Below are 20,716 nucleotides of genomic sequence, written 5' to 3' on the forward strand. Positions count from 1 at the left end.
TCAGGCGTCCTTGTCGGCGTTCGGGTGGAGCACGGCGTGGTAGGTCTGCCGATGGACGGCGCGGTCGACGCTTGAGGCACCGGCCTCGGGCGAGTCTTCGAGGTAGTGAAAACCCTGGTTGGCTAGCGCGCCGTTGGCGGCGTCGCCGCGAAAGTTCTCCGCGACGGGGATATGAAAGGCATGACCGTTGGCCAGTTCGACCCGATACGCCTGCGTTGCGCGCTGGTGTGCGATGGGCAGGTTGCCGGTCGCGTCGATGACGCCCGTTCCTACCAGCGCACCATCGGCGAACAGCTTGTAAGGCATGCCGGCGGAAATGGCGTTGCGGGATGCCGGCGAGGCGAAGGCACGCAGTTGCAGTGGCGTGGCCGGAAGGCTGTTCTTGAGTTCAGCAGGCATGGCTTGCGAGGCCGCCTTCTGCGTTCCCCACCACGCGCATTTTTCGTAGATATCGCCGGGCGTGCCGTTTTCGATGCGGTTGCTGTTGATCTTGATGTACGAGCCGCCCGCACCGAGCCACACCTCCTCCTTGGCACTGAGAATCAGCTTGCCGTTGGTGCTGGTGATGGTGAGGTCCTTCAGCGCAGCCAGACTCATGTCGTCGTTCTGGGCCTGGATCGTGACCTTGCCCTTGGCGGCGAACAGCTTGATGCCCATCTTTTGCGCAAACAGGCTGATCGCCTCGCCCGCCGCGACGGTGAATTTTTTCAGCACGCCCACGTCGGCGTTCTCACCCGCGGTGAACGTGAGGTGTTTGCCGGCGCTGTGCTGGATGGATTCGGGTGTGGTCAGGGCGATGGACGATGACGCGGAGAACAGCATCACCGCTTCCTTGAGATCCTTGAGCTGCTGTTGCAGTACGTGGTTCATGGCGATGGTGTCCGCCGCGTCTGCCTGCGCTGCACGGACCACCTCGGCCAGACGTTCCATCGCTGCCTGCGCGGCGCTTAACTGCTGCATCGCCTCCTGCATGTCGAGCTGCTTGCCCTGGGCACGAGGACGATCATCGGTGGTGACGAACAGACCGTGGCCCGCCCGCACCGCGCCCTTGGCGGAGGTGCGCAGCTCAAAGCCCTCGCCGCGCGTCTCGCGCTGGCCGTTGACCATCGCGCCACTCACCATGTGGCCCAGCGTGAGCTGGCTTTTGCCGGAATGCTCCGTACTGAGCTTGACGTGCTCCTGGCCTTCCCAGTCCTCCATCTGCAGCTTGTTATCGCTTTGCGTGCGGATGACGTTGCGCGACATCCAGCGGTCCTGATTGGTGATCAGGTCGGTGGCTTGGCTGTGGTGGTGGAAGGCGGCGATATACGGCTTGTTGGGGTCGCCGTCGCGGAAGGCGATGACGGCTTCGTCGCCATCCAGCGCCGGGAAGTGCATGCCGGTTTGCAGCTTGCCGGCGAAGGGCTTGGCGAGGCGCAGCGGCACGCTTTCGCCGCCGGGGTTCCACGGGTCGAAATCCAGGTCGAGGCGCACGACGTATTCGCCTGCCTTGGTCAGATAGGCGTACTTGTAGGTGCTGGGGGACGTGACCCGCGCGGACAGGGTGCCGGTGAGGGTCGGCCACGTTGCTGGGTTGAGCGGAAGCCGGAAGCGCCGATCGGCCGGGATGGCCTTGAAGTCGTTGGCATACGGCTTATCGCGCGCACCGTGATGGGTCACGGCGGTAATCACCATGCCGTGAGGCGCCTCCGGCAGGGCGCTGTCCGTGTGGGTGACGCGGCCGGGCCGCAGGGCCAGCGCGGTACTCTGGCCTGCGAACACCACCTGGGCGGCAAGGGCCGCTTCATGCCGCAGCTGTGCCTGCCAACGGGCCTGGGCCTGATCGAGGTGGCCCGTGCCGTAGACATAGGACTCGCCGTAGGTGGTGGCATCCTTGCTGGCCAGGTTGGCGTCAGCCTTGAGGCGCTCCCACGCCTGATCCGGGTTGTAATCCGCGACGACGAAGGATTGCTGCACCGTCCGCGCATGCGTTTCCAGCGAGAGGATGGCGTCGCTGGCGGCGTTCAGGCCGGCCGATTCGCGCAGGGGCAGCGTGAGGGTGGGCTGGTAGGTGTAATGGTCGACGTCGTCGGCAAAGACGAGCACATCGCCATGCTCGCCTTCCTCGAAGAAGCAATAGATGCCTTCCTGTTCCATCAGGAGGTGCACGTACTCCCAGTCACTCTGCTGGTACTGCAGATGGAAGGCGTGCTCCGCATACGCACGGCGGAGCCGGAACGCGAACTGATGGCCCTCAAGGCGGTGACGGCGCAGCAGCGCGTCGATCATGGCCGGGGCCGTCATGTGCTGGAACACGCGTGATGCCCGGGTAAGGCGCAGCCGTGCGACCTGCGGCTCGATCACCAGACCATAGGTCACCTCGTCCGGGGTGCGCTTGAGCTGGCTGAAGGCAGTGATGCAGCCGGCGAAGCGGCGCGGCATGCGTTCAGCGGAGCGCATGCGGAAGGTGGCGAGCTTGCCGAGCAGGTCGCCTCGCGACAGCGTCTGCGGCGAGGTGAGGCTGAGCGTGATGCGGTACGGCTCGCCCAGCGATTCGTGCACCTTGAACGATTGCACGGACAACGTCGACGCCGTGGCAAGGCCGGGGACCTCGATAGCGTAGTGCTGGTGAAACGGGCCCGCGACCGTGGCGGCGATGGCGTCAAAGCGATCAGACATCGGTTCTTCCTTGAGCAGGCACGGAGCGTGGTCTTGCCGAAACAACCCCTTGCCTGACCTGGCGGCGGTGACTGGGTAGGCGTATCACCTTGCACGGACAGGCCCAGACGTGCCGCGTGCCCGCAGGAAGAGCAAGAAGGATCGGTTTTACGAAGCGTTGAACGTAACGATGGCGCCCGGGGGGAATCCATCGGACTAGGCTGAATTTGTGGGGGCATGTCGGAACGGATGCCAGACGTCGCCCGGCGATGTGTCGACGCCAGTGGCGGCATCGATTGACGATCAACCAAGAGCGCGGGCGCTGAGTGCTAGCGCACTCGCCGCCCGCTATCCACCGCCGTTAGGGTGAAACTGAAGCGATGGCTAAGAGCCTGTTCACGATTTCCTTCAAGGGCCAGCCTTCCTCACCTTCCCCGCCAAAGCGGGGATGACGGTGAGGGGTGGCGGGTTCCACGCAAGGTTTTGAACAGGCTCTCAGGCCCACGCAGCCGGCGCCTGCCCGAGCGCGGCACGCACGGCATACATGGTGTCCGTGCGCGTCACCGGGTGCGTCAGCCAGGCGACGATGCGATGCAGCTGGCTGGAGGTGACCCAGGTGGATTCCTGCAGCCACAGCTGGGTGCGCACCATGTCCGCGCGCTCCTGTCGTGCTTCCGCCGAGGGCCGCACGCGGTTGCGCACGTATTGCCCGACTTCACGCACGGAACGCGCCCATTCGATGCCCGGCCAGGCATGCAGCCACAGTTCGGACAAGGACACCTGCGTCAGGGTGAGATGCTTCGATGCGAACCGCAGCACGGCGGGACAGTCGCGCTCAAGCTCATACAGCAGCGTGGCCGGCACCGCGCCGTGGTAGTAGCGCGACACCAGCAGCAGCGGCGGCAGCGCCCACCAGGGCGGTTCCGTCGTGCCGTCTCCCCACAGCGCCAGCCATTCGCCGCGCATCATGCGCGTGGCAAGCAGGGAGATGTCGTTGAGGTGGATGAGCCGTGTCGAGCGGCTGCAGATGCAACCCGCCGCGTGCAGCAGCAGGTGGCTCATCAACGCGCCATGCGACGGATAGGGGTTGATGCCCGGTACCGGCGCCCGGGGATAGATGCAGTGGGTGATATCCACCGTGGATACCGGAAGCCGTTCCTGGATGCGGGTGTGCAGTTCAATGTTGACCGGTGTATCGCGGTGTTCGCCGGGGCCCGCGTGTGGCGCGCCTTCCGCCGGCTTGTAGGCATGGTGCTTCCAGCTGGCGGACCCCAGGACGTAGCCGATGCGTTCGAGCATGGCGCCCGCGCGCTCCCGGTCGGCCTCGCTCACCAGCAGGTCGATGTCGGCCATGGGGCGCTCGCCCGGCTCATAGACGCCCAGCGCGTGCAGGGCCGCTCCCTTGAGCGCGACCAGCGGCAGGCCCATGCCGCGTGCTTCCGCGTCGATGCGTTCCAGCAGGGCCGCGATACGCTGGTGACGCAGCGCCACGTGTTCGCGCTGGCTTTCCAGAAACCTCACCCAGGCGGTATGCCGCCAGCGGCCATAGATGTCCCGTTGCCCGCCGACGCCATGCACGGTGGCCGCTGCTGTGGCCAGGCGCCATTCGAGTGCCGTCCAGTCAGGCGTGTCGCCGGTCGGGTGGGCCAGTTCGTTCGCCAGCACCTCGGTCGTGCGCTCAAGCCCGGCCTTGATGGCGCCCAGCGGCGGCAAGTCATCGTGCGGGTCGTGACGGTCAGACATGGCGGGATGTCCCCGCCAGCAACGGCGTGGCCATCGGCGTCGTGCGGTGGGCTTCCTCGACCTCGATCAGTGCGCGCCACTTCGCCTCGACGGCGCGCGACGCCTGCCGGCGCCGGTCGAGCTGGTCCACCACCTTCCATTGCTGCGCCAGCACCTGTTCGTGCAGAAGGTCGCGCACATGGCGATAGAACTCCGAGTCGTACGCGCCCTGGAACATCATCGCCAGGTCGCCGCTGTCCAGCCAATGCGTCTTGTCGCCGAGCTGTGCTTTCACCTCGTCGTAGAAGCGCGTGCCGGGCAAGGGATAGGAGACGCTGACGCCGATGTCGTCCGGCGCGGCACGCGTAATCAGGTCACGCGTGGCCAGCAAGTCGTCGAGCTGCTCGCCCAGGTAGCCGAGCTGGATGAAGAAGCCGACGCGAATGCCGTGCGCGCCGAGGCGTTCGCGCGCGTTGATCAGGTCGGCGACCTTGGTGCCCTTGTTCATGTGGTCGAGCACGCGCTGGCTGCCGCTCTCCGCGCCTATCCATGCCTCCGCGCAGCCCGCGTGGCTCAGTGCGGTGGCCATGCGTTCGCTGACCAGGTCGGCACGCGTCTGGATGGTGAAGGGAATGGAGCCGCCGGTCTGGTTGACGTGCGCGGCGAAGGCTTCCACCCAATCCACGTGGAAGCCGAAGATGTCGTCGGCAAGCCAGATATGGTCCGCACGGAAGGTGTGCTTGAGATGCGCCATCTCCGCCGCGACGTCCTCGGCGGGACGTCGGTTGTAGTGATTGCCCCAGATGGGTTTGGCGCACCAGTTGCAGCGGAACGGGCAACCGCGCGAGGCCGCCATGTTGAGGCTGAAGTAGCCGTGGCGTTCCATCCACAGCTGGCGATAGCGTTCGATGTCGACCAGATCCCAGGCCGGATGACCGACGATGCGCGGATCGGGCGGCGTCGCGCCGACGCGTGTCAGCTGCAGCTGCCCATCCGCCAGCGATGCCACGCCAGCGAGGCCGGCCGCCCATGTGCCCGTGGCCAGCGAGGGATCGCCATCGAGACGGCGGATCAGTTCGATCAACGGCGCAACGCCTTCGCCGATCAGCACGGCATCGGCGCCAGCGGCCAGGAAGGCCTCCGGCTGGTCCGACGCGTCGGACCCCGCCACGATCACGCGCGCACCCGAGGCATGCGCCATCGCGATCATTTCGCACGCGGCATCGCGCATGCGGCCAAGGCACATCTTGGTGAGGTAGTTGAAGTTGTCTTCGTAGATCACCACGACGTCGGGCCGCGATGCCGGAAGGCTGCGCGCGTAGTCCTCGACACCCTCGGCGAGCATGGCGTCGAACAGGGAAACCCGGTGGCCCATGCGCCGCAGCAACGCGGCCACGTGGATGGTCGCGAGCGGTGGATAGGGCTTGCCACGCTCCCATTGCTTGCGGTCGAACCTCAGGAAATAGGAGTGGCCGACCTGAATGGTTAGCATCTTGGAAGGGCCTCCGTCCTGACCGTTGGGCGAGCAGATCCGGCGCATCCACGGCAGGTCGGCTCCAGAGCCTCCAGCGTTCTACGCTCGTCGGGGGTGAGTGCCGTGGCGTGGGGCAGCGGTTGCGTGGGCCGGCGGAAATATTTGGATGTCCATTCGTTCGGGCCTGTGCTATCACAGGGCCGCCGAAAGCCATCGATGTGCCTCATGACATCCGAGTCCGGGACCAACGACATCCTTGCGGATCCTTTCCTGGAGCGACCGCTGCGCGGGCGATCGGTGGAGCACTGGATTCTCGGCGGACGCTTCCGTTTCACCAGTGCGAGCGAGGCCCTGCTGGCACTGGTGGATGCCGCGTACGGCGGCCTGCCGGACCATGTACTGCCCGTCACCTCGTCGGTGCTTGAGATCGAGCTTCGCCTCACGCCGCATTGCGCCGGGTGGCATGGCGACGAGCCGCCACCGGTCAACCTGCAATCGGGTGCGGGGCTGCTGTGCGGCGTCATGGATGCGGCCAACTTCGTGGTGATGGCGCCCGACGCGGGACGGGCGCTCGTGGTGGTGTCCGAAGACCTGCTCGCGTTCCCTTATCACCTGCGTTACGAACTCATCGAGTTCGCGGTGTTCACCCTGGCGACGCGCGTGCAGCAACTGGTTCCGCTGCACGGCGCCTGCCTTGGCCGGGAAGGGCGTGGCCTGCTGATCGTGGGAAGCAGCGGGGCGGGAAAGTCCACGCTGGTTCTGCGTGCCGTGCTGGAAGGCCTGGAGGTGCTCGCCGAGGACGCCGTCTTCGTGCACCCGCAAAGCCTGCGCGCCACCGGTGTCGCCAACTACCTTCACGTGAGGCCGGACGGACTGGCGTGGGTGGACGACGAGCGGCACCGGCGCTGGATCAGCGACTCGCCGATGATCAGGCGCCGCAGCGGCGTGGAGAAGTTCGAGGTCGATCTCCGCAAGGGGCCGGCGAGCCTCGCCGCTTCACCGGTCGAACTGGCGGGCATTGTGTTCGTGACGCCGCCGGAGCCGGGCGAGAGCCCGGCGCGATGGCGCCCCATCGACAGGGACAGCTTGTCCGCACGCCTTGTCGCCGAACAACCCTACGCCGCCGGGCAGGCAGGCTGGGACGACTTCATGCGCGGACTGTCCCGCCTGACGGCCTGCGAACTGGTACGTGGCCGGCATCCGGCGGATTCCGTCCGGGCCTTGATGCCGCTGCTGGACTGAGCCACATCTTGCGCCACGCAAGGCAACCCTTTCGCCGCCGGGCCGCACTCATCGGCAGTAAGGGTTCATCCGGGTAGGGTCTTGCGTAGTCACCAGGTGCCAACTGAGCCGCGACAGGCGCGGTCATGCAGCGACATGGAATCCTGATCATGCCGAGCGCATGGACGGGAGTGTTGCGTGACCGGGTGAATGGCCTGCCGCGGTCCTTCTTTGCCACCTTGACCCCGCTGGGGCCGCTCAGGATCGTCGCCTACGTGGTGTTGTCGCTCGGCAGCGCCTTGACCGGCGGTGTCGCCGCCCTGCTGGTGGTTCCGCTGATACAGCCCGGGTCCACGGCATGGTTCGACGGCCGATGGCCGGGTGCTCCCGTCGGCATGGAGATGCGGGCGGCGTTGTTCCTCGTCGCGTCGGCAGTGTTCGCCCTGGTGCGCTGGCAGGCGGCACGGCTGGCGGCACGGCTGGCGAGCGGCTACGGCATGCAGCTGCGCGCGCGCGTGCACGACAGCCTGATCGAAGCGCCGCTTTCTTCGCTGGCCGACGCCACGTCCGCGGAGCTGGCCAACGTCCTCACGCACAATGTCGAGATCGTCACCCAGGGCTTCAACGCACTGCTGCAGTTGCTGGTCGCGGGCATCACCACGGTGGTGAGCCTGGCGCTTGCGCTCTGGGTGTCACCGCCGCTGGTGCTGGCGGTGCCGGTCATCGTGGCGTGTTCGTTGATCGCCGCGCGCTTCAGCAGCCGCGAGCACGCGGCGGTGAGCCGGCAGTACGTGGCCGACATGACGCGGTTGTTCTGGATGAGCGAGGACTTCCCGCGACGCTGGCGGCACATCAAGTCGTTCGGGCAGGAGCAGGCGGAGAAGGCGAGCCACGCGGCCGCGTCAGCGCAATTGGGCAACGGGCATCGCCGGCAGATGGAATTGATCGCCTCGGGACGCCTGCTGCTGGAATTGCTCGCGGCGCTTGGCATCGCGGCGATCTTCCTGGTGGCGTACTGCTGGCGCGGCGTCGACCAGGCGTCGTTGATCGCGGTATGCCTGCTGCTGGGGCGATTGCTTCCCTATCTGGTTTACACCCGGCAGAGTTTCCACCAGCTGGCCTCGGCCATTCCGGCCTTCGAGCTCTGGTGCCGGTACGCAGGCATGGCACCGTCGCCACCCGCGAACCGCGAGTACGTGCCTGCGCAAGGCTGGTTGCCGATGCGCATCGAGACGCTGGCCCTCGCCGATCCCGTGCCTCTTCGCGTGACGGACCTGTGGCTTCATCCGGGCGAACTGCTGCTGATTTCCGGCGATTCCGGCATCGGCAAGACAAGCCTGGCGGATGTGCTGGCAGGCATGATCCGCCCGGCAGCGTTCACGGCATGGCTGGACGGATGCCGCATGGATTTCGACGCCTACCGGGCATGGGTACGCAACGGCGCCTACATCAGCCAGAGCGTGCGGCCGTGGCAACGCACCGTGCGCGATTGCCTGCGCTGGGCCGCCGCCGACGCCACCGACGCCGCCATGCATGCGGCCCTGGTGGATGTCGGCCTGGACAAGCGCCTTGCCGGACAGGGACTGGACGCTACGCTGGATGGTTCTTCGGGCAGGCTTTCGGGTGGCGAACTCCAGCGCCTGCTGCTGGCGCAGGTGCTGTTGCGCCGCCCGGCCCTGGCCATTCTCGACGAAGCAACCAACGCCCTCGATGCCGGCGCGGAGGCCAGGGTGCTTTCGATGGTGAAGCAACGGCTGCCCGGCACGATCCTCGTGGTGATCTCCCATCGCGCCAGCGTTGCCGACCTGGCGGACAGCAGCCTGGTCATCGGCAGCGATCTTGTGGCGAGCGTGACGGCGCTGGTGGATGAGGAAGGGCGAGGGGCGCGGTTGCTTGCGGATGCGGGTCGTACCGGAACGACTGTGCGCTAGAGGGCGGATGTTTTCGTACCTGCCTATTCCCTCCGTCACACACAATCTTTCCCTCACCGTCATCCCCCCTCACCGTCATCCCCGCGAAAGCGGGGATCCAGTGCCTTTAAAGCGCACGGGAAGAGCGAAAGACGCTGGATCCCCGCTTTCGCGGGGATGACGGTGAGGGGAGTCCGTTGTGCCCTAGGGTTCGTGCGGGCACGAAGGCAACGCACTCCCTAAACCTCCGCAAACGCCATATCCCGACGCCGCCGATACGCCTGGTAGAAACCCGGCGTGTGATGCAGCTGCGCGCCTTCGGCGAGGCGTTCGCCCAAGGCGAGACGGCCGAGGAAGAAGATGTGCGAACCGATCTGCTGGCTGTGCAGGATGGTCAGCTCGTGCACGTACAATGCGGAGGCCACCGCGGGGATGCCATGTTCCCGCGACGAGCGAACAGGGAAGGGCAGCGCACTCCAGTCCTGCAATGGATGTTTGTGGTGCTCGCTCAGCCGGTAGACCTCCGGCTTCATCGCCGCGGGAACGCAGGACAGTGCCACGCGTCCCGTCTCGCGCATGACCTGGGCCGACACGTTGGTGCTGCGCAAGGCGAGCGAGTAGAGCCCGCTCTGCGCCAGCGGGCCGATCAGGTCCATGGGGAACATGTTCTGGTGGCCTGGCGTGTCGACGGACACCAGCACAACCGGCCGTGGACAGAGATACGCCACCATCAGCTGCTGTACCGTCGCGGGCGTCATCAAGGCGTGCTGCCCCGAAGGCTGCTTGCGCATCCCCCGGTTCTGCAGCCAGCGGTTCCACGAACGCCGCGGCCAGTGAAGGCAATGGTGCTCGCCCGCCGTGACGCGATAGAGCGTGAGCGATGCGCCGTCGGTATCCAGGGTCACCATGCGCGCCAGCCGCAGGATGCCGACCAGCCGGCCCGTGGCCGTGTCGCAGTATTCGATGACCGGGCGCTGGCCCGCGTCCACGCTGGAGGCGATGACCAGTGGCTTGAGCGAGGCCACGGTGTGGTCCATCGTGACATCCACCGCGCCATCGTCCCCGCGCAGGTAAGCCGCCACCGCATGCTGCGGAGGCGCCACCGCCACCACCGACCATTGCGGCAGCGGACGGACGAACGGCCGTATCCAGTCTTTCCACATGTCAGGTTCGCCGGAACAGCAGGAACATGTAGAGCTGGGTGGCGATGCCGAAACCGCCAGGCACCCGTTGTTCCAGTTGGAAATAGGGCTCCGCCGCCCGTGCGACGACGCGCGGCGTGAAGCGGTGGATGCGGCTTTCGCTGGGGATGGCGTAGTGGCCCTGGCGGATCAGGTGGAAGACGTTCGCCAGCCACCAGCCGTAACGCGCATCGCCGAGGTAGAACGGGTTGAGCATGCTCGCCAGCACGAAGCCGCCGCGGGGAACGATGCACGACAGCTCATCGAAAAGCTCGGCGTGGTCGGCGAAATGGTTGAGCACCGCGAAGTTCGCCGTGACCGCCGGCACCTTGCAGTCCCGGAGAGAGTCGATTGCGACGATGGTGCGCTGCTCGAGTTCTTCGCGGCAGTACGTCAACAGGTATTCCCGCATGGACGCCGACGGCTCGTAGACGAACGTGCGGTGCCCATGGGCCGCGTACGTTCGTGCGTCGATGCCGGTACCGGCGCCGAAGTCGAGCACGTCCGCGCCGCGGGGCAGCAGCTCCATCGCCATCCGCTGGAACCGGCTGCGCACGGCCACGTCCCGCCGCGAGGTAAGGAAGAAGTTGTGGTACTGCTCACCCGTATGCATGTCACCGACCGTGTTGTCGACAAGCACCTTGCCCAGGGCTCCGGTATCGAGGAGCCCGCATGGGGCGGCCCGGGCGTGAGTGCCCGGCTGACCGGTGAATGGTTGCGGCCGGCCGACTTCGGAGGGGCGGGCCTCAGCCGGCCCGGGGCAGGCGCCAGCAGGCCACGATGCGATCGACGATGACGGGCAGCGACTCGGTGGCATCGAGGGTCAGCACGGCTGGCTCGTCGATGGGCGGCTCGAGGTCGCGGAACTGGCTGTCGACCAGGGAAGCGGGCATGAAATGGCCATTCCGATGGGCGACGCGCTCCATCGCCGCGGAGCGCGACAGCTGCAGGAAAACGAAGCCGAGGCCCGGTGAAGAGGCGCGCAAGGTGTCGCGATAGCGCCGCTTCAGTGCCGAACAGCTCAGCACGGCGAACTCGCCCGCGGCGCTGGCCTGGGCGAGTTCGTGCCCCAGGCTTTCGAGCCAGCCCTGGCGATCGGCATCCGTCAGCGGGATGCCGTCCTTCATCTTCTGGATGTTCTGCGCGGGGTGGAAGGCGTCGCCCTCGAGCATGCGTGCGTCGATGCGTTCGGCCAGCGCCATGGCGACGCTGGTCTTGCCACACCCGGTGACGCCCATCACCACGATGGCGCGCATGGCGTCCGGCGACGCCCCGCCCACGGTTACACCTGTTCGCTGGCGGATTTCCCGAAGCTCGGCGGGCGATCCGTCGGTGCCTTGCCGAACGAGGTGTTCGGCTTGTCGCCCATCACGAAGAGCAGGGTGCCGCCTGCGGTGAGTTCCTCGTGACTGATCCAGCTCTTGGTCCACGGCTTGCCGTTCCAGCTCACCGACTGGATGTAGGGGCGGCCCTTGCCGTTGCCCTGGGTCTGCACCACGAGCTTCTTGCCGCCGGCCAGCTGCACTTCGGCGCGGTCCAGCAGCGGGCTGCCGAACACGTAGTGCGTGCTCACCGGGTCGACCGCGTACAGGCCCAGCGCGCTCATCACGTACCAGGCGCTCATCTGGCCGCAGTCCTCGTTGCCGGGCAGGCCATCGGGCTCGGGCAGGTACATGGTTTCCAGCAGCATGCGCACGCGCGCCTGCGTCTTGTGATGCGCGCCGCTGTAGGCGTACAGGTAAGGCATGTGGTGGGCGGGTTCGTTGCCGAAGGCGAACTGGCCGACCATGCCGGCGATGTCCGGCGGTGCGTCGGAGGGCAGTTCGGAGTCGGTGGTGAACAGTTCGTCCAGCTTCTTCTCGAAGACGTCGACGCTGCCGAACATCTTCATGAACGTGTAGACGTCATGCTGGTTGAGGAAGGTGGCCTGCCACGCATTCGACTCGGTGAAGTCCCGCCACTTCTTGGAATGGCCCATGCCGCGCGGGTCGAACGGCTCCAGCCACTGGCCGTCGCTGCCACGCGGACGCGCGAAGTTGGTCGCCTTGTCGAACACGTTGCGGTAGTTCTGCGAACGCGTCTTGAGCGCCACGGCATCCTCGTGATGGCCGAGCTTCTCGGCGTAGTGCGACATCACCCAGTCGTCGTACGAGTATTCGAGCGTCTTGCTGACCGCTTCGCCTTCCACATCGCTGGGGATGTAGCCGCGCTTGCGGTACTCCGGCAGGCCGAAGTAATCGTCTTCCATCGCGCGCTTGCGGAACACCGGCCACGCGGCGGCGTAATCGATGCCGGTGAAGCCCTTGGCCTGCGCCTCGGCGATGACCACGGCGGAGTGGTAGCCGATCATGCACACCGTCTCGATGCCCTGCAGCGGCCACACCGGCGGGCCGGCGGGGCTTTCCTGCGCCATGCGCACCAGGCCGTTGACCAGGTCGGGCACGCGCTCGGACTGGTACAGCGTGAACAGCGGATGCTCGGCGCGGTAGGTGTCCCACAGCGAGTAGGTGCTGTAGTTGTGCTGGCCCTTGGGCAGCTGGTGCACCTTCATGTCCATGCCGCGGTAACGGCCGTCCACGTCGCTGAACAACGTGGGCGCGAGCATGGTGTGGTACAGCGAGCTGTAGAAGGTGCGCATCACGGCGTCGTCCGAGGACTGCACGCGGATGCGGCTCAGCTCCTTCTCCCACGCCGCTTCGGCGGCGGCCTGTACGCCGTCGAAATCCCACGCGGGAATCTCGGTGCTCAGGTTGCGCAGCGCGCCTTCGATGTCCACGCCGGAAATACCGACCTTCACCAGCAACGGTGCATCGTTGAGCGTGTCGTAGTGCAGCGCGGCCTTGAGGTTGGTGCCGCTGGCCTGGGTGTTGCCATCGGCGAGCGCGGTGTCGTTGGCATAGAGCACGCCGCGCTTGAACGGGCGCGACACCTTCATCGCGAAGTAGATGTGGCGGCCATTGGCCCACTGGTGCACCACGCGGCTGCCGACCACGGTGTCGTTGCCGACCAGCTTCAGCTCGGCATCGGTGACCTTGGCCGGCGTCTTCGGATCGTCGTGGAAGCCGTGCGCGAAGTCGACCAGCAGGTGAGCCTCGCCCGGCTGCTGGAAGGTGTAGCGATGGATGCCCGCGCGCTCGGTGGTGGTCAACTCGGCCAGCACGTGGCTATCGGTGAGCTGCACGCGGTAGTAGCCGGGGCGCGCCTGCTCGCCGGTGTAGTGCGAGCGGTAACCCTTGATGCCGGTGCGGTAGCCCTTGGGCTTGGGGCCGTTGCCCGCGTGGACACCGTCATAGCGCGAGGTGTAGTTGACGCCGTCATAGTCGCGGTCGCCCGGTTGCAGCAGCACCGGCCCCATCGCCGGCACCACGAGCACGTCGAGCATGTCCGCGGCGCCGGTGCCCGACAGGTGCGTGTGCGAGAAGCCCATGATCGAGCCGTCGCCCTGGTGGTAGCCGGAGCTGCCGTCCCATTGCGAGTTATTGGTGTCGGGGCCGAGCTGCATCATGCCGAACGGCATCGACGGGCCCGGGTAGGTATGGCCGTGTCCGCCGGTACCGACGAACACGTCGACATGGCGCGACACAGCATCGGCCAGCGCGGTCTTCTTGCCGGCGGCGGCAAAGGACGGCAGCGTACGGACGCTGCTGCCCAGGACGGAAAGTGCGGCCATGCCTTGCAGGAAGCGGCGGCGCGTAACCATGGTCTGACTCCTATGAAGCGAAACGTGGGCCGTGGGTCGGCCGGAAAATCCCCGAATGAATGGCAGGAAGGTGCTACGCCTTGCGCAGCACTTCCGGATGGCGATCGACCAGATGCACGATCAGCTCGCCGAACAACGTGTTGGCCCAGGCGAACCAGGGCCGCGTGAAGGTTTTCGGATCGTCCTGGTCGAAGGCCTCGTGCATGAAGCCGGAGCCCGCATGCGTGGTCTTGAGCCACGACACGCACTGGGCGATCTCGCGTGTGTCCTGGGTGGTGAAGGCGCGCATCATGATCGACATCGGCCAGATCATGCGCAGCCCTTCGTGCGGACCGCCGATGCCTTCGGCGGCGCTGCCCTTGAAGAAATACGGATTACGCGTGCTCCATGCCTGCGCGCGCGTGCGCTGGTAGCGCGCATCGCCTTGCTCGCAGGCGCCGAGGTAGGGCAGGGCGAGCAGGCTGGGGACATTGGCGTCGTCCATGAACAGCTGGTTGCCGTAGCCGTCCACTTCGTAGGCCCAGTAGTCGCCGCCATCGCCGTGGATCACGCCATGCGCTTCCGCCGCGCGCTGGATCTCGTCGGCGAGCGCGCTGCAGTCGCTGGCGGTGGCGTCGTCGTGGCGAACGGCCCGCAACATCTCGGCAAGCTGGCGCAGGCTGGTGACCGCGAACAGATTGCCGGGAATGTTGAACGGGTAGACCGTGGCGTCGTCCGACGGGCGGAACATCGCGTGGATCATGCCGACCGGGTGCGTCGGGTTGCCGTAGCCCTGCAGGAACTGCGATTCGCTGGGCGTGGGCGACGTGCGCTGGAAATGGTAGGGCCCGTGGCCGTCCTTGCGTTGCTGCACGCGGAAGGTGGCGAGCACGGTACGCATGGCGGCGTGCCAGTCGTCATCGAAGGCGGAGGTATCGCCAGTCGCCTTCCAGTAGCCGTGCGCGAGGCGGATGGGATAGCACAGCGAGTCGATTTCCCATTTGCGCTCGGCTACGCCGGGCTTCATATCGGTGATGTCGTGCTGCGCCCAGTCCAGGTTCGACGTCGCGCCTGGGTCCGGCATGAAGGCATTCGCGTAGGGATCGATGCTGATGCACAGGGCGTGGCGGTGGATCAGGCCACGAAACAGCTGTTGCAGCGCCTTGTCCTGTTTCGCCAGCCGCACGTAGGGCCAGACCTGGGCGGACGAATCACGCATCCACATCGCGTTGATATCGCCGGTGATGACGAAGGTATCGGGCTTGCCGCGCAGCGTGCCCACCTCGACGGTGGTGTCGAGCGTGTTGGGGAAGCAGTTCTCGAACATCCAGGCCAGCTCGGGGTCGCCGATGCGCGCCTTGGTCTGCGCGATCAGCTGCTCCACGGCGGCGCTGGTGAACTTGCGCTTGCCCACGGGCGGACGCTGGCTGAGGTAGCTGGCCTTGCCCGTGGCGGCGAACACTCCGTCGGACAGCAGCGTGGCGGCCGGCGCCAGCGCCATCCACTTGAGCAGGTGGCGGCGGGTGGTCATCACGGCGTGGCCCCCGGTTTCACCGCGTCCACCAGCGAGGTCAGCTTGAGCGCCGCCTTGAGCGCGGCGGGGTCGGCCTTGCTGTCCACGGTGATATCGACGTGCTCGCCAGGCAGCAGGTCGAAGGCGTTGTTGGACAGCGTGGCGTCGAGCTTGCCGAAATCGATCCACACGCCACGTGCCAGCTTTTTGGTGCTGATGCGCAGCACGGTCTTGTCACCGTCGCTGTGCCATGCGGTGCTCAGGCCCGGCTGCCTGGGCAGGTCCAGCGTCTTGGCCAGGCCAAAATAGAGCAGGTGGTGCGCTACCACGTTGTCGTCCTCGATCACGTCGAACGCGGCCACCGTCTGCGCCGGCTTCGCACCGTGCAGCAGGTCCGCGTCGCTGTACTCGGCGACCGACGTGCTGCCGAGCGCGGCGGCATCCACCGGCTTGCTGCTTTCGTGCAGCAGCTTGCCCGCCATGTCGTAGACGCGCGTGCGCAGCGTGGCCTTGAAGGGCTCGGTGCGGTCGGACACCAGGTGCAGCGTGGTCTGGCCGTCGCGACGGATCGGCACCACGTCCACCGGTGCATAGAAGCGCCTGGCGTGGAACTGCAGCGCCTTCCAGCGACCGTTGTAGTCGATGCTGGACCACGACGGGCCCGGCCACACGTCGTTGAGCTGCCAGTACAGCGAGCCCATGCTCTGCGGACGCGCACTGCGCAGATGTTCCGCCGCCAGTTCGATACCCTCCGCCTGCATCAGCTGGCTGAGGTAGACGAACGAAGCAAAGTCCTTCGGCTCGCCGTAGTTGCCGCGGATGTAGAGCAGCAGGCGGTCGTTGCCGTTGCCGTTGGCGAACTTCTGGTGCGCGCGCATCACCGGTGAGTTCGGCGCCATGTCGGCTGGCGTGGCGAAGCTTTCGATGGTGGACATCACCGGGAACGACTGCAGGCCGTACTCGGACTGGAAGCGCGGCGTGATGTCCAGGTAGTGCTCGATGGGCTCGGAGCCGGACCACACTTTCCAGTAGTGGTAGTCGCCATCGTTGAGCACGTTGGCTTCGCCGTCGAAATCCGTGCTGGGCGAGCTGGCCCAGTACGGCACGTCCGGATCGTTGTTCTTCACCACCTCGCGTAGCGTGTGACCGAACAACTCGGTCATGCCGCTTTCGATGCGCTGGCGCTCGGCGTCGCTGATCGACTTCCTGAAGTCGAGGCGATCCGGCCAGGATTCCCAACCCGTCTGCACTTCGTTGTTGCCGCACCACAGGACGATGCTGGGGTGGTTGCGCAGGCGGCGCACCTGTTCCTCGGCCTCCACGCGCGAGTTGCCGAGGAACTCATGGTCATAAGGCGTGATCGCACCGCCGAACATGAAGTCCTGCCAGATCATGATGCCGAGCTGGTCGGCCAGGTCGTAGAAGGCATCGCTCTGGTAGTAACCGCCGCCCCACATGCGCAGCATGTTCATGTTGCCGTCGCGGGCGGAGGTGAGCAGCTGCTTCAGCTGCTCGGGCGTGGTGCGCTCGGGGAAGCTGTCGGTCGGGATGAGGTCCGCGCCCTTGGCGAAGATGGGCACGCCGTTGACCACGAAGGCGAAGCCGCGGCCCCACTGGTCGTGATCGCGGCGCAGCTCGACGCTGCGCAGGCCCGTGTTGCGGTCGGCACTGGCCAGCGTGTCGGTGCCGCGGGTCACGTCGACGTGGAAGCGATAGAGGTTCTGCTTGCCGTAACCGACGGGCCACCAGCGATCGGGATGGGCGATGGCAAAGGGCAGGCTCAGCGTGTTGTCGCCGGCCTTCAGGGTGACGTCCTGCGCCGTCTCGCCTTGGCTGCCGTCCGGCGCGGTCCAGTTGACGGTGACGTGCGCGGGGCCGGCCTTGCCCGCCTGCAGCGAGACTTCCGCGGCGAGCTGCGCGTGGTCGGCGTCGACATGCGGCTGGGCGATATGGACATCCTCCAGCCGCGCATCCGTCCAGCTTTCCAGGCGAACGGGCTGCCAGATGCCCAGCGTGACGAAGCGCGGGCCCCAGTCCCAGCCGTACTGGTAGTTGGCCTTGCGCACGTAGTTGGACGTCTGCTTGCCCTTGGGTTCGTCGCCGAACGCCGAGTCGAACTCGCCGGGCAGGGCATACGGCTGCATCAGCAGCCACGGTTGCAGCTTGGCGATGGGCGAGTGCAGGCGCAGGGTGAGCGTATTGCTGCCGGCGTGCAGCACTTTCTTCACCGGGATGCGCCAGCGGCGGAACATGTTGCCGGTCTTCAGCAGCGGCTTGTCGTTGACGATGACGTCGGCAAACGTATCCACGCCGTCGAACACCAGCTCCACGTGATCCTGCTTGAGCGTGGCCGCATCGACGTTGAAGCTGAGCTGGTAATCCCAGTCGGCCAGGCCGATCCACTGCAGCTGCGCTTCGTTGTCGCGGTAGAACGGGTCGCCGATGTTGCCGGTCGTCAGCAGATCGGTCTGTACGCTGCCGGGCACATGGGCCGGCGTCCAGCCCGTCAGATCGGGGTGTTGGGCGACCTGTGCCGCATCGGGTGACAGGCGGAACTGCCAGCCGTCGTTGAGCGGAGTGATGGTGGCGGCCGCCCAGGTGATGGCAGGCGCGAAGGTGAGGGCGGCCAGCAGGCCGGTGGACAGACGGGTCAGGGACGGCAAGGCAGGGCGCTCCAGATCTCGCTGAAAGGTGGCTTATCGCACGGGCCGGCGTCAGAGGGGCGCCGGCTCAAAAAAATGGGCGCTCAGGGAGCGCCCAAAGTGGGGGGCTTACAACTTGAATCCGAGGTTGAGCGTGCGGGTGGGCGCGTTCTCGTACGCATGGAACGGTTCGGCCGTGGCGGTGTGGTCGACATGGCAGGTCGGGTCCATCAGGTTCGTGTCGCCGCGCGAGACGCGCGCGTGGTCGTTGCCCGGGCGGCCGACGGAGGCGTCCGCCGCCGTGCCCATCCAAAGTGCGTTCTTCCGATAAGTCACGCCTACCTTCCTGCAACGTTGAACGGGCTGTGGGGCGACGCGCATCAGGCGCGCTGCCCGTGGTTTTCGGGACGAACTCCCCCGCACTGCCTGGCGGCGGTGACAAGGGTCTTCGGGTGAGTTGGCCGGTTGGGGCCGGCGAGGGAACGGGTCGCTTGCCAGCGCTGGACCAGATGCCGATGGGGCCGTCGGGCAGCCGTGGGGGGCGCCCTCGCCTTCTCGGTGTCACGCGACTCAGACCGCTTGCCTCAGAACCCCTGCCGTATCGCTGGCCACGTGTGGCGGTCGCCGACGACAGGTCATTCTTGGAGTGCGTGGACAACCTTGTCAACAGAAAATTTAACTCGATCTAAAAATAATGCGTGTGCGTAACTGATTGATTTGGCGGAATGAAAAGATCAGGCCGGATATTGCGCTGCAATATCTTGGAGGGCGTTTTTAAATCGATCCAAGCTGATGGCCTATGGCGAGCAGGACGACCATCGCCCGGGGAGTCAGGCGGGGACTGGCATTCATGCGGCTGACGCTGGATCGCGGCGGCGGCGATGGATCACCCGCCGGTTTTGCTGCGTTGCATCGCAAGCTCGCGCGCAGGGCGGGCCGGGGCTGGCCTTCCGCCGGTGCTGGACCATGGCCAGGGGGCGCGGGAAGTTGGTGCCTTCACCAATCCGTCACAACCGGTCCCTAGGCTCCGGGGCCGTCTGGGTGCCGTAGCCAGCTTCGGCGAATACGGTCGGAGGAGGGCGCGGTGCGCGAAAAGCATGGGGCGTGGTCGGCGCTGTTCGCGGAGAAGGGCGCGACGCTGAGCAAGTATTTCCTGCGTCGCGTGGCGCATCGCTGGGATGCGCAGGACCTGGTGCAGGAGGTCTACCTGCGCCTCTTGCGCATCGAGCCGGACGACGCGGCCAACATCCGCAGCCCCGAGGCGTATCTTTTCACCGTGGCGGCGAACCTGGTGAAGGAGCACGCCGTGCTGCGCCAGCAGCAGCCGCTGGGCAGCGATCAGCTGGAACAGGTGGTGGAGCAACTCGTGGCGCCGACCAACCTCGAAGCGGACATGGACCGCGAACGGCGGCAGGAGCGCCTGGGCGTGCTGATCGATCGCCTGTCGCCCAAGTGCAAGGCCGTGCTCATCATGCATTATCGCGACGACCTGTCGTATCGCGAGATCGCCGAGCGCATGTCCATCTCGACGAACATGGTGAAGAAGTACATCGTGAAAGGCTTGGCGGCATGCAGGCAAAGGATGGCCGACTATGAATGATTCCTCCCAGTTCGACGCCGCACGGCAGGCGCGGCGCATCACCGAACAGGCGGTGTCCTGGTACATCGAGCAGCAGGAGCCGCTGAGCGAACGCCGGCGCGTGGCCTTCCTCGAATGGTTGCGCGCGTCGCCGCGCCACGTGGCGGAATACCTCGCGGTGGCGCAGATGCATGGTGACCTGCGGGCGGCCGCCGCGCTGAAGACCATCACGACCGACGAGCTGGTCGAGCAGGCCAGCAGCAACAACCCCGTCGTCATGTTCCCGCACATGGATCGGGCCATGCATGAGCCACCGGCGCCGCGCACGGGGCGCGCGCATCGCGTGGTCGCCGGGCTGGTGGCGGTGGCCGCCGCGGTGGCGGTCGCGTGGCTTGGTGTGGGGCCATGGCGTTCCGCCCATGGCTACGTCGAACAGAGCTACGCCGCCGATGCCGCTGCCGTGCGTTCCGTGGCGCTACCCGATGGCACGTTGGTGCAGATGGAGCGGGGCAGCGTCATCGACGTGCATTTCGATGGCCGCCTGCGCCGCATTGAAGTGGTGCGGGGCAATGCGCTGTTCGATGTGGGCAAGGATGCGGATAGGCCCATGCTGGTCAACGTGGGCGGACATATCCTGCAGGACATCGGCACCGTATTCGACGTCAGGCGCGATGTGCATGGCGACACGCTTACCGTCATCAGCGGTCGCGTGCGCGTGCTCAATGCGCCGGACACGCCGCTGGCGGCCTTTGATTTCTCCCTGCTGGAGGGCGAGGCCGTGGCGGATCTCACGGCAGGCCAGCAGATCTCCCTGGGCACGGCCAGCGTGGGGGTGAAAGAGCCTGCGCAGATCGCCAGGACCACGGCATGGCTGCCTGCGGACATACGTTTTCAGCACGAGACCATCGGCAATGTCGCCCGCCGGTTCAATGCGTACACGAGCAGGCCACTGGTGATCGAGAACGAGGACATTGCCCAGGAGCGCATCAGCGGCATCTTCCATGCCGACAACCCGCAGGCGTTCGCTGCCTACCTGGCAACGCTGCCGGACGTGCGTGTCATCGAAGAACGCGACCGCGTGCGTATCGTGGCCGCGAACCAGATGGAAACGAAAGCCCGGCGACTGTAAGAAAAGATTCATGCAATCGGAGGTACCCG

Annotated in this window: 14 protein-coding genes; 4 read left to right on the forward strand and 10 right to left on the reverse strand. The window is 66.3% G+C overall.

What is annotated here, in order from left to right:
* The 3 genes from HY57_RS06540 to HY57_RS06550 form a co-directional block, all read right to left on the reverse strand.
* Nucleotides 1–2,658, reverse strand: a complete 2,658-nt coding sequence (locus HY57_RS06540; protein ID WP_038579450.1) for a type VI secretion system Vgr family protein — start codon at nucleotides 2,656–2,658, stop codon at nucleotides 1–3.
* Nucleotides 2,659–3,132: 474 nt separating this feature from the next.
* Nucleotides 3,133–4,350, reverse strand: a complete 1,218-nt coding sequence (locus HY57_RS06545) for a nucleotidyltransferase family protein (protein WP_051821646.1) — start codon at nucleotides 4,348–4,350, stop codon at nucleotides 3,133–3,135.
* 22 nt (nucleotides 4,351–4,372) lie between these two features.
* Nucleotides 4,373–5,851, reverse strand: a complete 1,479-nt coding sequence (locus HY57_RS06550) for a B12-binding domain-containing radical SAM protein (RefSeq protein ID WP_019463567.1) — start codon at nucleotides 5,849–5,851, stop codon at nucleotides 4,373–4,375.
* Nucleotides 5,852–6,058: 207 nt separating this feature from the next.
* Between HY57_RS06550 and HY57_RS06555 the strand changes: the two genes are divergently transcribed.
* Both HY57_RS06555 and HY57_RS06560 read left to right on the forward strand, forming a co-directional pair.
* On the forward strand, nucleotides 6,059–7,075 hold the full coding sequence (locus HY57_RS06555) for a serine kinase (RefSeq protein ID WP_026033643.1): 1,017 nt from the start codon (nucleotides 6,059–6,061) through the stop codon (nucleotides 7,073–7,075).
* Nucleotides 7,076–7,224: 149 nt separating this feature from the next.
* The gene (locus HY57_RS06560) at nucleotides 7,225–8,985 is read left to right on the forward strand and encodes an ATP-binding cassette domain-containing protein (protein WP_050997852.1); all 1,761 of its coding nucleotides are present in this window, start codon (nucleotides 7,225–7,227) and stop codon (nucleotides 8,983–8,985) included.
* A 218-nt stretch (nucleotides 8,986–9,203) separates the two neighbouring features.
* Here HY57_RS06560 and HY57_RS06565 read toward each other — a convergent pair whose 3' ends face one another.
* The 7 genes from HY57_RS06565 to HY57_RS06595 all read right to left on the reverse strand — a co-directional run bounded on the left by HY57_RS06565 (nucleotide 9,204) and on the right by HY57_RS06595 (nucleotide 18,315).
* Nucleotides 9,204–10,127, reverse strand: coding sequence for a flavin reductase (locus tag HY57_RS06565; protein WP_019465408.1), 924 nt, complete (start codon nucleotides 10,125–10,127; stop codon nucleotides 9,204–9,206).
* A gap of 1 nt (nucleotide 10,128) precedes the next feature.
* Nucleotides 10,129–10,785, reverse strand: coding sequence for a class I SAM-dependent methyltransferase (locus HY57_RS06570; RefSeq protein WP_019465407.1), 657 nt, complete (start codon nucleotides 10,783–10,785; stop codon nucleotides 10,129–10,131).
* Between the two features lie 106 nt (nucleotides 10,786–10,891).
* Nucleotides 10,892–11,425, reverse strand: coding sequence for a gluconokinase (locus HY57_RS06575; protein WP_019465406.1), 534 nt, complete (start codon nucleotides 11,423–11,425; stop codon nucleotides 10,892–10,894).
* 2 nt (nucleotides 11,426–11,427) lie between these two features.
* Nucleotides 11,428–13,845 (reverse strand): GH92 family glycosyl hydrolase, encoded by a 2,418-nt coding sequence (locus HY57_RS06580; RefSeq protein WP_019465405.1) that lies wholly within the window; start codon nucleotides 13,843–13,845, stop codon nucleotides 11,428–11,430.
* 73 nt (nucleotides 13,846–13,918) lie between these two features.
* Nucleotides 13,919–15,355, reverse strand: coding sequence for a glycoside hydrolase family 125 protein (locus HY57_RS06585; RefSeq protein ID WP_019465404.1), 1,437 nt, complete (start codon nucleotides 15,353–15,355; stop codon nucleotides 13,919–13,921).
* Complete coding sequence (locus HY57_RS06590) at nucleotides 15,355–18,000, reverse strand: beta-mannosidase (RefSeq protein ID WP_019465403.1); 2,646 nt, start codon at nucleotides 17,998–18,000, stop codon at nucleotides 15,355–15,357. Before HY57_RS06590 ends, HY57_RS06585 begins: the two co-directional genes overlap by 1 nt.
* A gap of 108 nt (nucleotides 18,001–18,108) precedes the next feature.
* Nucleotides 18,109–18,315 (reverse strand): hypothetical protein, encoded by a 207-nt coding sequence (locus HY57_RS06595; protein WP_144240782.1) that lies wholly within the window; start codon nucleotides 18,313–18,315, stop codon nucleotides 18,109–18,111.
* A gap of 748 nt (nucleotides 18,316–19,063) precedes the next feature.
* Between HY57_RS06595 and HY57_RS06600 the strand changes: the two genes are divergently transcribed.
* Nucleotides 19,064–19,579, forward strand: a complete 516-nt coding sequence (locus HY57_RS06600; RefSeq protein ID WP_019465401.1) for an RNA polymerase sigma factor — start codon at nucleotides 19,064–19,066, stop codon at nucleotides 19,577–19,579.
* Nucleotides 19,572–20,687, forward strand: coding sequence for a FecR family protein (locus HY57_RS06605; RefSeq protein WP_019465400.1), 1,116 nt, complete (start codon nucleotides 19,572–19,574; stop codon nucleotides 20,685–20,687). The genes HY57_RS06600 and HY57_RS06605 overlap by 8 nt, the downstream gene beginning before the upstream one ends.
* The last annotated feature ends 29 nt before the right edge of the window (nucleotides 20,688–20,716 follow it).

The sequence above is a fragment of the Dyella japonica A8 genome (assembly GCF_000725385.1).
GTDB classification, from domain to species: Bacteria; Pseudomonadota; Gammaproteobacteria; order Xanthomonadales; family Rhodanobacteraceae; genus Dyella; species Dyella japonica_C.

Excerpts from the sequence above, each read along its gene's own strand:
- HY57_RS06540 (WP_038579450.1), bottom strand. The coding sequence starts at position 2,658 with ATGTCTGATCGCTTTGACGCCATCGCCGCCACGGTCGCGGGCCCGTTT.
- HY57_RS06605 (WP_019465400.1), top strand. The coding sequence starts at position 19,572 with ATGAATGATTCCTCCCAGTTCGACGCCGCACGGCAGGCGCGGCGCATC.
- HY57_RS06580 (WP_019465405.1), bottom strand. The coding sequence starts at position 13,845 with ATGGTTACGCGCCGCCGCTTCCTGCAAGGCATGGCCGCACTTTCCGTC.
- HY57_RS06555 (WP_026033643.1), top strand. The coding sequence starts at position 6,059 with ATGACATCCGAGTCCGGGACCAACGACATCCTTGCGGATCCTTTCCTG.
- HY57_RS06585 (WP_019465404.1), bottom strand. The coding sequence starts at position 15,355 with ATGACCACCCGCCGCCACCTGCTCAAGTGGATGGCGCTGGCGCCGGCC.
- HY57_RS06560 (WP_050997852.1), top strand. The coding sequence starts at position 7,225 with ATGCCGAGCGCATGGACGGGAGTGTTGCGTGACCGGGTGAATGGCCTG.
- HY57_RS06550 (WP_019463567.1), bottom strand. The coding sequence starts at position 5,851 with ATGCTAACCATTCAGGTCGGCCACTCCTATTTCCTGAGGTTCGACCGC.
- HY57_RS06565 (WP_019465408.1), bottom strand. The coding sequence starts at position 10,127 with ATGTGGAAAGACTGGATACGGCCGTTCGTCCGTCCGCTGCCGCAATGG.